Source organism: Enterococcus sp. R12, from assembly GCF_058135755.1.
Genome location: NZ_CM176874.1, coordinates 3,420,557 through 3,434,534, shown reverse-complemented (window position 1 = coordinate 3,434,534; position 13,978 = coordinate 3,420,557). Strand labels below are relative to the sequence as shown.

The following is a 13,978-nucleotide window of genomic DNA, read 5'->3' as shown; positions in this document are numbered from 1 at the left end:
CATGGATTTTTTTAACATTCCGCAAGCAGAAAATGCTCTCAAAGCAGTTTATAAATTTGGGATAGATACTAATGAAAAATTAATGGCTTTGACTTTGGATAATCTTATGAATATAAAAGGGTTGGGGAAGAAAAAAATGGAAGCTATTCTAAAAATCCAACAATGTCAAATTAAATCTGATTTATTTAATGATTTTAAAAATGACAAAGGAAAAAGTTATTATACTCCTAATGTAGAAGTTTTTTTTAGTAAAAATAATATAAATGAAGACAACATACTATCAATAAAATTGGATGAACTTGAAAAAAATAATAAATTGAATAATAAGCTGATAAATAGTTTTAATGGATTAAAAAGAAAAAGTTTAATTAAAAAAGTAAATTATACAAGTTCTTCTCCAATAAAAAAAGAAGAAGTAGTAAGCAAACTAAAAGATAATTTCTTAAATCCAATAAGAAATTATCTTTTAGAAGAAGAGTATGTGAATCTGTCTAGATATATAAAAGAAGAACTAGATTTACTTGATTTTACAGATGTTGACGTTGACATGTATTCTGAGTTAATTATGGATTCTCTTGAAATAGAGAAAGTGCTTCAAAATAAAATCCCAGATATTTCTTTAAAAATACTATCTAGATATTTAAAAAAACAGCATCGAGAGGTTTCTTTTTTTCAATTATCAAAAGGAATTGACAAGTTGAATTTAATTGAGAAAGATAATTTAATGCTATTAATTAATGATTTAGTTAATAGTGGTTTTGTGATATTCACTTCTCAGGGGGTTAAATACCAAAATCCTAATATTCGAGAATACATTGATGTATTGGGGGACAAAGCAGATATTCTAGATAAGAGGCTAAAAGGAAAAACATTGGAGGAAATAGGGGAAGATTATCAAGTTACTCGAGAAAGGATACGTCAAAAAGAGAGAAATTTAAAAAAAATTATTCCATATAAAGAAATCTTTGAATGGAAATATTCCGAGTTTTTTGAAAAATATGAATTATCACCTGAAGTTTTTTGTAAGGTTTTTGATATAGGAAACTATGAATACAATTTTTTAAAGATGTTTTCAAATATCGATAAACGTGCTAAGAAACATACGGCAGAAGAATTATTAGACAGTGGACTGCTTTCAAGAAAAGAAAAAGAATCTTTGTTAGAATTTTTGAATGAAGGCTATTTAATAATTGAGAACAAGAAAATCAAGAAGAATAGAGTTGCTATAATTAATTATTGTATTGAGTTGTTTGCAAAGGAAGAAATTTCCTTTAATGATTTTTACAATTTAGTAAATGATTTTACGAAGCAGTATCATTTAGATATTGATTTTGGTAATGAAAGGGCAATGGAAGGAATTATTTCTAGAGCGTCTAGTTTACTTTGGAAATACGGTAAAAAATTAAGATACTATCCTATAGATGAAGATAAAGTGATTGAAGCTATTAAAGGTATTTCATTTAGTAATTATTATAATTCAGAAATATCTGCAAAAAAACTATTAGATGATTATCCAGTCCTAATGCAAGAAATTGATATTAATGATGAATACGAGTTACATAATCTTTTGAAAAAATATGAAAGCATTTTATCTGAAGAAGTTATATTGAAAAGAATGCCTTTATTAGAAGTAGGGTCAGCAAGTCGAGAAGAACAGTTGCTAGATTTACTAATAGAAATGAGCCCAGTATCAAAAGAAGATTTTGCATTAGAATACTCACGAAAGTATGGCGTTAGTATTCAAACCGTAAAAGCTAATTATTTAAAATTATTAGTTGAATATGAACAGCAGGATATTTATAATGCGGATACTCCAATCATAGAGAAGGAGGTTTTGAAGAATTTAAAAGGAATTCTTACAGAACAATTCTATTTTAAAAAAGATATTTATTTAAGGTATGAGAAAAGATTTGGTAAAGCTAAATTCCCTGATTATATTTTCAATGAGCTAGGATATAAACCATTTTCAGAAATCATTTTATCTAATGAATATAATAGAGCAGATTATTATTTTGAAGAAAATTACTTCAGTAAAGATTTGTTTGAAATCGATGATGTTAGATTGTTATCAACGGGTTCATTTAGAAATCTAATATCCGAAAAAGTACGTAATTTAGATATTTTCGAATATGATCGTTACAAATATATAAGCATGGATAAAATAACTTCTCATACAGGAATAACTAAAAAACAGATATTAGAAATAGTTTCAGACATTACTGAACAAATGAATGATAAATATTTTTCATACTTGATGATTGAACATATTGTGGAGAACAGTAAACTAAATAATCTGGGTTTTGATGCAATTTTTTATGAATCAATTTTGAAAGGAGTAGAAGGATTAAGGTATCAAAACATGGGAACAACAACAATTTTCAGGAAAACCAAGGATAAATTTTACAGTTATACTTTTTTAGAAGAAATAGTTTCTAAGTTCAAATCAATTGATATTTTTGATTTAATTGATTACCTTGAAGATTACTATGGAATTGTTTGGTCTAAAGAAAAAATAATATCGATAATAGAGCAAACAAGTCTTTATTATCATCCTGTAATGGAAATGATATACCAAGATTTAGATGAATTTTATGAAATGATGGAGGATTAAATATGCTACTAACAGAAGGAATTAAGCAGGGATATGTTATCCCAACAGAATATACAAGAAAGCTTACAATTGATGGTCATACAGAGTCATATCAAGTTTATAAAATAAGATTAGATCAACTTTTTTATAATGATCAGAATGATAGAATTGCTACTTGGATTAGCAAATACAAAGCAGAAAATCACGTAGAAGATATGGATACAGCCGATAAATCGTATAATGACTTAATTGAAAATTTTATCTATGAGAGTAATCCCAAGGCAATTGATAAAACAAAAAGTAATATTGAATTAGTTGGACAGCGTGAAGCTGGAGTAGTGCTCACTGATGGTAGAATTATTGATGGGAATCGTCGTTATACTTGTTTGCGACAATTACATGAAAAGAATTCCACAATTAATCATTTTGAGGCAGTAATTTTAGAGCGAGACATCCAAGAAAATAAAAAGGAAATTAAATTGTTAGAGTTATCTATCCAACATGGAGAGGAAGGTAAGGTAGATTACAATCCAATTGATCGATTGGTTGGCTTATATAATGATGTAATAAAGAATGAATTTATTACATTTGATGAATATCAAAAGACAGTAAATGAATCAGCTGCTTCACTTAATAAGAAAATTGAGCAAGCAAAATTAATGGTGGAATTCTTAGAATTTATTAACGCACCTGAACAATTTTATATAGCTCGAGATTTAGAATTAGATGGTCCGTTAGCAGAAGTTCCTAGTTTATTAAAACGTGTAAAAACTGAAGATGAAAAAGAAAATTTGAAGCTAATCATTTTTAGCAACTTAGCAATGAAACCACAGGGAGATATCACACGATTTGTAAGGAAAATTAAAAATGTGGTAGATTCTAATCATTTTGAGGAATTTATTGAAGAACAACTAGAGTATGCAGAATCGACACTTGAAAAATTAGAAGATTTACCAGAAATAACTACTAAGGAAATTAATACGCATCTCCGATCAGATGAAGAACTAAAAAATCAAATGAAGGCATCTGTAGAAAAGTTTGAAATTAAAACTAAAAAAGATAGTACTAGAACTAAACCGATACAAGACTTGCAACGTTGCCAACTATTATTATCATCTATCGATTACCATACACTAAGTGTGTTAAATGATAGTGAAAAAGAGCTATTTTTAGATCAACTGAAGAAATGTGAAGATGAAATACAAAAAGTTAAAAATAACTTTGAAATGGGTGAATAATTATTGGGTTTATTTATTGATAATAACAATCAATTAATATTAGAATTCGAATGTATCGAAGAACGTATAGCTTTTACTAAATCGATACCGTATAAAATGAGAATTAAACGTTTTGTGTCTCATGAATTGGAAAGTTGTCTTTTTTTTAAAGAAGATATATCTATCCATGAGATAAAAAGAGTAGAAGGAGAGCTACGTAATAAATTTCCCGATATTGATATTGATAATTCTGTATTTGATTATATTAATAATCGTCAATTTTATATAGAAAACAGATATCGCCTTGGAAATGATATAAAAAAACAAGTAGTTGAAGTGGAGAGTTCTTTCAATACATTTTGCCATACAATTGACGCTATAATGCTTAGGAAATTAAAGATAGAACAAAAGTGGCATGCATTCTATCAACTAAATATGAAAAACACATCCAATTTTTCAGTTCCAGGGTCAGGTAAGACAGCTACTGTTCTAGGAACGTATGCCTATTTAAAAGCTAATAACCTTGCTAATAAAATTGTAATGATAGGCCCTAAAAATGCATTTGGGTCATGGATAGATGAATTTACTATTTGTTTACCTACCGAGACGAAAAGATTTTACTTAAATATTCATTCAAAAGAAACTAATTCAGTAGAAAAAAGAAAGTTTTCGTTAAAATTTGATAGTGGAAATAAAGAGCTTATTTTAGTTAATTATGAATCTATTAACTCATTGAAAAATGAGTTGTTAGAAATAATAGATAATCAAACTTTGTTAGTTTTTGATGAGGTTCATAAGATTAAAAATCCAGAAGGACAGCGTGCCGATGCATCTAAAGAAATTAGTAAGAATGCGGGTAGAATTATTGCCTTAACTGGGACACCTATTCCTAATTCATATGTTGATATATATAATCTGTTAAATATGTTGTATCCAGAAGACTATAAAGATTTCTTTGGTTTTACTAAAAATGAACTAAAAAAAGTTGATATTGACACTATGGATGAAATCAATGAAAAGATTAAACCATTTTTTTGTAGGATGAATAAGGATGATTTAGGTGTACCAAAGGCCGAAGAGGATGAATTATTAAAAGTTCACGCTACAGAGGCTGAAAACCAACTATTTAAAATTATAAAACAATCTTATCAAAATAATCTGTTTGGATTATTAGTTAGAGTAATGCAGTTAGAAAGTAATCCAAAAAAGCTACTTGAAAAAATTGATTACAGTGATTTAAGAGGAATAATTGATGATGAATCTTACGAATCAGCTGATGTAGAGGTAGTGGATTACTCTGAAGATGTAAATGTCCTAATAGAACAAATTAAGGAACCAGTAAAAGTTAAGAAGACAATTGAACTGACTGAGAGATTAGTTAGAGAAAATAAACCTGTAATTATTTGGTGTACGTTTGTGTCTTCCATAAAAACGTTAGAAAATAGATTATCTAAAAAAGGAATAAAAGTTAAGTGTATATATGGAGAAGTTGAATTAGATGAACGTTTGAAACTAATTGATGATTTTAAAAATCGTCAATTTGAAGTGCTAATAACTAACCCACATACGTTAGCTGAGTCAGTCTCTTTACATATGGTCTGTCATGATGCTATCTATTTTGAATATAGTTTTAACTTAGTTCATTTATTGCAATCTAAAGATAGAATTCATCGCTTAGGTCTTAAATCTAATCAATACACACAATACTACTTTTTACAACAATATTATGAATACGGTGGAAAAGAAGTTAGCATAGGTAATAAGATTTATCAACGTTTAAAAGAAAAAGAAGTTGTTATGATAGAAGCAATTAATAATGATGTTTTAGAGTCTGTAACGTCCTATGAGGAAGATTTAGAATTAATATTTGGAGAAGTTTTATTAATTTGACAAATCATATACAATAAAAATATTTTAGAATTAGTGAAATAAGTACTTATAAACAACCTGAATTAATATTTAAAGGTTGGTGCTAGTATGATTTAGGAGAGTGTAAAATATTTTGTGTAAATAGAAAAAAGGAAGTCCCTTCTGTAGAATAGAGTTACCACAACACATTCACAGAAAAGAGGACTTCCATATGAACGATTTTACTACAGAAATTCTAAAGACTCTAGCGAACAAAGGCGATTTGAATGAATTATTCCGTGTCCATTTGGAAAAAGCTGTCAATACGCTTCTCAAAACGGAGTTAACGGCTTTCCTCGATTACGAAAAGTACGATCGCATTGGTTTTAACACGGGTAATTCTCGTAACGGCTCCTATGACCGTACGGTCAAGACCGAGTACGGGGAACTTCATCTCCAGATTCCGCGTGACCGCAACGGCGAGTTCAAGCAACAGACTGTTCCTGCTTATAGACGGACGAATGATACCTTAGAGGAGACCGTCATTCACCTCTTCCGAAAAGGTATTACCATGTCGGAAATCGCAGACTTGATTGAGAAAATGTATGGGCATCACTACACGCCCCAAACCATGTCCAATATGACTAAATCATTTACGGAAGAAGTCACTTCATTTAAGGAACGTGAGCTTCATGACCGTTATGCCGCTATTTATATGGACGCAACCTATATCCCTTTAAAGCGGAAAACCGTCGCCAAGGAAGCCATTCATATTGCATTTGGCATTCGCCCGGACGGTTCAAAGGAAGTGTTGAGCTATGCGATTGCACCAACTGAATCTATCACGATTTGGGAAGAGATTTTAATAGACCTCCAGGAACGTGGCGTGAAAAACGTCCTCCTTTTCATCACGGATGGCTTAAAGGGGATGGCAGGGGCCGTGCAGCGGTTCTACCCCAAAGCCCGTTTTCAACATTGCTGTGTGCACGTTTCCCGTAATATCAATCACAAAGTGCGTGTCGATGATCGTAAGGAAGTCTGTGATGATTTTAAAATGGTGTATCAAGCGTCATCTAAAAAGGCGGCATTGGAAGCACGTGGTGCTTTTGCGGAAAAATGGAAAACCAGCTATCCAAAAATGGTGGAATCGATCCTTTCGAACGATTACCTGCTCACTTTCTATGATTTCCCATTAGCCATACGCAAGACTATTTACTCTACGAACTTGATTGAATCCTTTAATAAGCAAATCAAGAAATACAGCCACCGCAAGGAACAGTTCCAAAATGAAGAGTCGATGGAACGTTTCTTAGTCTCGTCTTTTGATACTTACAACCAAAAATTCCTAGGTCGCAGTCATAAAGGTTTCCAACAGGCCGAAGGCGAGCTCGAACAAATGCTGAGTCAACCGATGGAGAATTAGAAACAATCTACAGTAGGAAAGAACCATTTACACAAAATTATTGACGCTCCCTAACAGAAGTCAATATAATATAATAAATCTACTCTTATATGTACCACAAAAAACTTCCCATAAATTTATAATAAGTATTAAACAGAAATTTTCTAAAAGATAAATTCACTCGATTTGAGCATTTATTTTTAGAAAATGTTTCCCTTTTTAAGTAAGAAAAAAAATAAGATTAATTAGTTGAAAAAAAACGTTTCATAAGTGATAATGTAAAAAGCTTTAGATTCAAAACTTATATTTTAAAATACACTAAAACAGGTATAACATTTTTAATTAATACATGGTGCAAGAAATGAAACATTATTTGTTTCAAGGTATGTAATTTTTTAATTGGTATCTGGTGCATTAAAGTGGTATACTTTATTTGTATTAAATAGAATAGTTAAATCGAAATTTCTTGTGGTAAAATTTAGGTTAAAAAAAGCTTTATATTTAGTTTTGATTTAATTCTTACTATTTATCTTATAACAAGTACAAAAAAAGTTCAAAGATACTGGTAATATCTTTGAACTCAGTGTAGCAGCAACGCTGCGGTAGCAAGCGACATTTACAACTTTAAATCCAAAAACAGATAGGTCAACCGTTGAACTTTAGTAGGTATTAACGGATGATCTATTTGTTTGATTTCAGATCTATATATAGTCTTGCTAATCTATCGAGTGCAAGTATAAGCACGGACATTATATTTGCGATTCTATAAATATCATCTAAATTTACCATTTAACCATCTCCTTTACGAATATAGTTCGTATCGGCCACTATTGTGGCTCAGACAGCTACCGCTTGGCATTTAGATTTTAACAGATGATGTATAATGAAAAGGTCCAAAATATATCACCTTATTTCTGCTACAGTATCAGTATAAGTGATTCAGAAAGATTGTCAAACTAAAAACACTATATATTGTGTTTGTGATTGTTTAATACACTATAGTTAGTGTTTATCTTCAATTTATACAGTTTGCTTTTTTTTAAAACACTGATTTAATAGCGTTTTTTTTAAATGTTTAGGAAAATATTCATAATGAATGAGTAAAAAAAAATACTTGTTTCTAATTTCACAAGCGATTAATTTATGCTTTAAATTTGATATTTAATGGTTATGAAGACGAAGTAAGATAACAATTATTCGTATTAAAATTATTGCTTGTTTTGTCGCATGAAACAGGTTATTTAAAAAGGAAGATTTCTTTTCAATTGGTTTACATAAGATATATTATTTTGCTATCCAAGGCTATCTAGTTGAACTGATTATATGTATTATATTATGTGAAAATTAGTTTATAATTCCTAGATCTAATGTATGAAGTATAAATTTTGTATTTACATAATAGTTTGAAAGAAACCGATATAAATTTTTTAGTAGTGCTAATTTGATTAAGTATTTGTTTCAGCTCGCAAAATTTATTTAAAAAATTGACACCATTAATTTCAAAGTTTTATAAACCAGATTAAATTCTAATAGATAAATCTGCCTATATTTTTTGATAGTAGAAGTTTTTGTAGCTTATTCAAAAGCCGATAGATCGATCGAGGTCTTAAGAAAGCTCGTAAAGCTTCACAGTTTTAAAAACGTTACAAACATTATTATATCAGCGAAAAAAGCCATACCATTTTGGGGGAAGTGTCTTTTTTAATATAAACCGAAAATCGGAGAGGAAGAACTGGATTAATGAACGTTTACTCATCTCTTATAATGATTTAAAAGAGTTATCACAATGAATTTTCGGTATCAGTGCTCACTGGCTTTGTAAGAAGTTCTTACATCAGTCATATTTACCAAATAATCAATACTAGTATTATAATAATTTGCTAAATTTATCAACGTTTGAATAGGAATCTCTAACTCACCGTTCTCATACCGAGAATACGTTGACTGTGAAATATTTAAAAGAGTAGCAATCTGGTGTTGGGTTAAATCGTTGTCTTCGCGCAGATCGCGGATTCTCTGAAACATTCACGTCACCTCGATACTATTCTAAATTATGCTCTTATCGCATATTGACTTTTATGCGTTTTACGCATATTATGTTGTTAGTTACGAGGATAAGGCTTTTGATGGTCTGTTAAATTAAGCAAGTAATCGACGCTAGTAGAATAAAAATCTGCAAGTTTGATCAGAGATTGGGTAGGAATGTCTAATTTTCCTGACTCATAGCGGGAGTAAGTTGTTTGGCTGATATTCAGCAGTTTAGCAAGTTGTTCTTGATTCAAGTCTTTATCTTCGCGTAAGTCACGAATTCTATGATACATAAAAATCACCTCAACCTTATTTTAGGTGAGTAATTTTGTGCTGCGGCATATTATGCGTTAAACGCATAATTGTTTTGGGTTTTCTGTTAAATATCAATATATTTAGTAACTTACATAGGAAATGAAAGGAGGGAGTACTTGAAAAGCAGAAACAAATTTATCTCTATGTAATTGCCATCTTTAAAGAGGGGACCATATAGAGGAGAAGTCACTTTGTTGTTACAGACAGGACGAAACGCATCAGGAGGAAGCTATGTTTCAAGAAAAAATATTCAATCCAACAATACTACATGAAAACCGCTTATCGCCTCGAACCAGTTTTTTTAGCTATGAAACGGTCGCAGCAGCTATGCAAGGAGATCCACAGGCATCTTTTGGGTATCAGTCATTAAATGGTCTGTGGGATTTTTATTTGGGTGAGGCAGAAAATCAAGTTGTGTATGAACAAAAAATCGAGGTACCTGCTCATTGGCAGTTTCAAGGGCATGGAAAACCGATTTATACGAATGTTCAGTATCCTTTTCCAATCGATCCGCCATTTGTTGCGATGGAGAATCCAACTGCCTTTTATCGAAAAGCATTTATTGTGGAGGACATTGATCTTGAACATGTGCTCCACTTTGAAGGTGTGGAATCGGTGTTTGAAGTGCATGTGAATGATCAGTATGTCGGCTACAGCACCGGCAGTCGCTTGGTCTCTGAGTTTGATATCACACCCTATCTTCAAAAGGGCAAAAATGTGCTTAGTGTAAAGGTGAAACAATGGAGCGCGATGAGCTATGTCGAGGATCAAGATATGTGGTGGCTTGGCGGAATTTTTAGAGAAATCTACTTGTTTTCCCGTAAGCCGCAGTCGATTCAAAATGTAACGATCCAAGCAGATTTATGCAATCAATACAAAGATGGCATCTTGGAAGTTTCGCTTTTCTTTCAGCCTACAATGCCAGAGCAGTTAGAAAGAACGATAGAAATCGAATTGCTAGATCAAGAAAATGTAACCGTTTTAAAGAAAGCTGAGAAAACCCAAAGAGGAGCAAAAGCGGATTGGACGATTTCCGCAACCATTGAAGGGATAATTCCTTGGAACGCAGAAGAACCATATCTATACCATCTGTTGGTGAAACAGTATCAAGGCGAGGAACTGTTGGAGGTCATTCCGTTCCAAGTCGGCTTTAGACAGATTTCCATAGTTGACGGTATTTTCCAAATTAATGGAAAGCGGGTGGTGCTAAAGGGCGTCAATCGCCATGAATGGCATTGTGAGTCTGGTAGAAGTCTGACAGTTGAGACGATGGAACAAGATGTGCAGATGATGAAAGCATTTAATATCAATGCTGTACGGTGTTCTCATTACCCAGCAGACACAAGTTTTTATCACCTGTGTGATCGTTATGGGCTGTACGTCATTGACGAAGCAGACATTGAAACCCATGGGATGGATATCACCCAAAGGATCAATGAATTGAGCAGTAGTGAGGAATGGTTGCCGACGTATTTAGACCGAGCAAAAAGAATGGTCGAAAAAAATAGAAACCATCCTTCGATCATTTTCTGGTCGTTAGGAAATGAGTCTGGCTATGGGAAAAACCATTTGAAGATGGCGCAGCTGATCAAGGAATTAGATCCCAGTCGTCTGGTTCATTATGAAGGAGAAGCACGGCACTTGAAAGCCTTGGGAGAATGGCAAGCGTGCCAAGCATCTGATGTCGTTTCGACTATGTATACATCTGTTGGCGAAATGGCAGAACAGGGGGAACGTTCACTAACACAACCGCATATCTTATGTGAATATGGTCATGCGATGGGCAATGGTCCCGGTGGATTGAGTGATTATCTGGAATTGTTTTATCGCTATCCTCGGTTGCAAGGCGGCTTTATTTGGGAATGGATCGACCATGGCATCAAGAGCATAGATCGCGTTTCTGGTGAAACGTACTACAAGTATGGCGGTGATTTCGCAGAGGAAATCCATGATGGCAACTTTGTGATTGATGGATTACTATTTCCAGATCGTACGCCATCGCCAGCATTGTTTGAGTATAAGAAAGTGATTCAGCCTGTCAAAATCACCTTCCAGCTCTCAGAACAGACCTGTCGCATCACTAACCGTTTCGACTTTCGAAATTTAGCGTCTTTACAGCCAGTCCTGCAAATCAAAGAAGACGATCAGGTGATTTTCTTACAAGAGTTGCCAAGAATCGATCTCCTGCCTCAGGAAGAAACGATCATTTCCCTACCAGAAGAAGCTACGCTGAGCTTAGCAGGAAGAGCACAGGCAGTGGTCACGCTGTTTTTCTTTGAAGAAAGTGCGCCAGATTTGTCTTTAGAACACGCAATTGCTTGGGAACAAGCCATCATTGATCAACCAGTAAAAAGCGTACAAATACCTAAAGCGGATGCCTTTCACTGTTCAGAAACGGCCGATGAACTGAGGATTACTTTGGCTAAGCAGACCTATATTTTTCATAAGAAAACAGGTACCTTGAGCCAGTGGCTCATCGAAGGGCAAGCCTTGCTTACTGAACCGCTTGAAATGAACTTTTGGCGGGCACCGACTGACAACGACTTGTTAGGTAGTGAAGAGTTTGGTTCGGCAAGCATCGCCAAGGAATGGGAAGCGTTTCGTATTCGCCACTTAAAGGAGCGTGTGCTCGCCTTTACCTATGAACAGCGCCCTGATGAAATAAAAGTCGAGATTCGCCGCAACAGCATGCCTATTTCTCTCGACTGGGGAATTGAATTGTCCTTTACGTATCTGCTTTCATTGGCAGGCGATATTCGTGTAGCAGTCCAAGGAACCCCGTTTGGCAACGGGCCGAAAACCCTGCCGCGAATCGGTGTGCAGCTGATGATGGATAAAGAACATCAGAACGTGCAGTGGCTGGGACTTGGGCCGCATGAAACCTATCCTGATAGTTGCCAAAGCGGGTTTTTCGATTGGTGGGAAAGAACCGTTCCAGAGATGCACACGCCGTATGTGCGGCCGCAAGAAAATGGCAACCGCATGAAGACCAAATTCTTCCGTTTGTCTAAGCCTTCTGGAGCGGGACTGACTATTTTCAGCAAATCGTTGAATTTTAGTGTGCATCACTACACCCAGAACAATTTGGAACAAGCGACCCATGCCAATCAATTAGAAACCAGCGATGCAGTTGCCCTCAACATTGACTATGGGGTGCAAGGATTAGGAAGTGCCAGTTGCGGTCCCGGCATTTTACCGAAGTATTTATTAAAAAATCAGGCATTTGCCTTTGATTTTCATATGAATTATCAAAAAAAAGTGGAAGGAGCAAAACAATGAAAAAAATAGCTTTATGTATGGCAATGATAGGACTAGGAGGCTTAGCTGCTTGTGGGAATGGCAGCGATACGCCAGAGCGTGAGGGGGGCGATCAAAACGGCGCAGAGGAAATCACCATTTGGGCGTGGGACCCAAAATTCAATATCGCAGCCTTTGAGTTGGCGGAATCATACCATCAAGAAGAAAACCCTGATTTTAAAATCAATGTCACTGAGATTTCCCAACAAGACAGCGTACAAAAAATGAATACCATCTTTAGTTCAGGCAGTACCCAAGGATTGCCTAATATCGTCTTGATTGAAGATTTTCGCGCTCGTAATTTTTTAGAAGTGTTTCCAGAGTATTTCGTTCCATTGACTGAGTATATAAATGTTGACGATTTTATGGATTACAAAATCGAGGTGTCTTCGATCGATGGCGAGCAGTATGGGATGCCGTTTGATTCAGGGGTAGCAGGCGTTTACTTGCGAAAATCGATCATTGAAGAAGCGGGCTTGGAGCTGTCAGATTTCACCAATATCACTTGGCAAACCTTTAATGAATTGGGGATCCGTGTGAAAGAAGCAACTGGCAAACCATTGCTGTCCATCGATATGAATGATCTAGGACACTTGCGGATGATGATGCATTCCAGTGGTTATTGGTATACCGCAGAGGATGGTGAAACGCCGTTTATTGACGGCAATCCTTCTTTGAAACAAGGGATTGAGGATTTGAAAATGCTGCTTGATTCAGGAGTAATGACAACGCACAATGGCTGGGACCAAATGCTAGCAGGTTTTAACAGCGGCGAAGTAGCGGGCGTTTTACAAGGCAACTGGATCACGCCATCGGTGAAAGCAGAAGAAAGCCAAAGTGGCGATTGGGCAGTCGTTCCCGTACCGAAGCAAGAATCGATCGAAGGTTCTGTCAATGCGACCAATCTCGGAGGTTCGTCAATTTATGTGTTAGATATCGATGGGAAAGAAGAAGCCCTGAGCTATATTGCAGACGTATTCGGCAAAAATATCGCCTTTTACGAAGAGCTGATTCAAACCGTCGGAGCAATCGGTTCTTACGTTCCCGCTTCACAAGGAGATGCGTATCATGCACCAGATCCTTTCTTTGATGATCAGGCTATCTATCAAGATTTCATGAACTGGGCAAATGAAATTCCTTCAGTAAACTTTGGGAAAAACACATATGCGTTGGAAGACATCATGAATCAAGGCTTTTTGGACTATGTCAATGGAGCAGATTTGGATGAGGTCTTAAAAAATACGCAAATGATTGCTGACAATCAATTGAATTAATACGGAC

General features: G+C 34.5%; 8 protein-coding genes. 6 read left to right on the top strand and 2 right to left on the bottom strand.

Going from position 1 to position 13,978, the window contains the following annotated elements; all coding sequences use genetic code 11:
• Position 1 precedes the first annotated feature (1 nt).
• From ACTW1R_RS15990 to ACTW1R_RS15975, 4 genes are all read left to right on the top strand, one after another.
• On the top strand, positions 2-2,611 hold the full coding sequence (locus ACTW1R_RS15990; RefSeq protein WP_489927336.1) for a hypothetical protein: 2,610 nt from the start codon (positions 2-4) through the stop codon (positions 2,609-2,611).
• 2 nt (positions 2,612-2,613) lie between these two features.
• Entirely contained in the window at positions 2,614-3,828 is a 1,215-nt protein-coding gene (locus tag ACTW1R_RS15985) for a hypothetical protein (RefSeq protein WP_489927335.1), read from the top strand.
• Positions 3,829-3,831: 3 nt separating this feature from the next.
• Positions 3,832-5,697, top strand: coding sequence for a DEAD/DEAH box helicase (locus ACTW1R_RS15980; protein ID WP_270267428.1), 1,866 nt, complete (start codon positions 3,832-3,834; stop codon positions 5,695-5,697).
• Between the two features lie 190 nt (positions 5,698-5,887).
• On the top strand, positions 5,888-7,078 hold the full coding sequence (locus tag ACTW1R_RS15975; RefSeq protein ID WP_489927334.1) for an IS256 family transposase: 1,191 nt from the start codon (positions 5,888-5,890) through the stop codon (positions 7,076-7,078).
• 1,779 nt (positions 7,079-8,857) lie between these two features.
• Here ACTW1R_RS15975 and ACTW1R_RS15970 read toward each other — a convergent pair.
• Positions 8,858-9,082 carry a helix-turn-helix domain-containing protein gene (locus tag ACTW1R_RS15970; protein ID WP_489927333.1) on the bottom strand — a complete coding sequence of 75 codons (225 nt, stop codon included), beginning with the start codon at positions 9,080-9,082 and terminating at the stop codon, positions 8,858-8,860.
• Between the two features lie 77 nt (positions 9,083-9,159).
• The gene (locus ACTW1R_RS15965) at positions 9,160-9,378 is read right to left on the bottom strand and encodes a helix-turn-helix domain-containing protein (protein ID WP_015510596.1); all 219 of its coding nucleotides are present in this window, start codon (positions 9,376-9,378) and stop codon (positions 9,160-9,162) included.
• Positions 9,379-9,631: 253 nt separating this feature from the next.
• Here ACTW1R_RS15965 and ACTW1R_RS15960 point away from each other — a divergent pair, with 253 nt between their 5' ends.
• Together ACTW1R_RS15960 and ACTW1R_RS15955 are read left to right on the top strand one after the other, a co-directional pair.
• The gene (locus ACTW1R_RS15960) at positions 9,632-12,679 is read left to right on the top strand and encodes a glycoside hydrolase family 2 TIM barrel-domain containing protein (RefSeq protein ID WP_489927332.1); all 3,048 of its coding nucleotides are present in this window, start codon (positions 9,632-9,634) and stop codon (positions 12,677-12,679) included.
• Positions 12,676-13,971: an ABC transporter substrate-binding protein gene (locus ACTW1R_RS15955; protein WP_489927331.1), complete on the top strand. Its 1,296-nt coding sequence runs from the start codon at positions 12,676-12,678 to the stop codon at positions 13,969-13,971. Before ACTW1R_RS15960 ends, ACTW1R_RS15955 begins: the two co-directional genes overlap by 4 nt.
• The last annotated feature ends 7 nt before the right edge of the window (positions 13,972-13,978 follow it).

Coding starts and splice junctions, on each gene's coding strand:
- ACTW1R_RS15990 (WP_489927336.1), top strand. CDS start 2: ATGGATTTTTTTAACATTCCGCAAGCAGAAAATGCTCTCAAAGCAGTT.
- ACTW1R_RS15985 (WP_489927335.1), top strand. CDS start 2,614: ATGCTACTAACAGAAGGAATTAAGCAGGGATATGTTATCCCAACAGAA.
- ACTW1R_RS15975 (WP_489927334.1), top strand. CDS start 5,888: ATGAACGATTTTACTACAGAAATTCTAAAGACTCTAGCGAACAAAGGC.
- ACTW1R_RS15970 (WP_489927333.1), bottom strand. CDS start 9,082: ATGTTTCAGAGAATCCGCGATCTGCGCGAAGACAACGATTTAACCCAA.
- ACTW1R_RS15965 (WP_015510596.1), bottom strand. CDS start 9,378: ATGTATCATAGAATTCGTGACTTACGCGAAGATAAAGACTTGAATCAA.
- ACTW1R_RS15960 (WP_489927332.1), top strand. CDS start 9,632: ATGTTTCAAGAAAAAATATTCAATCCAACAATACTACATGAAAACCGC.
- ACTW1R_RS15955 (WP_489927331.1), top strand. CDS start 12,676: ATGAAAAAAATAGCTTTATGTATGGCAATGATAGGACTAGGAGGCTTA.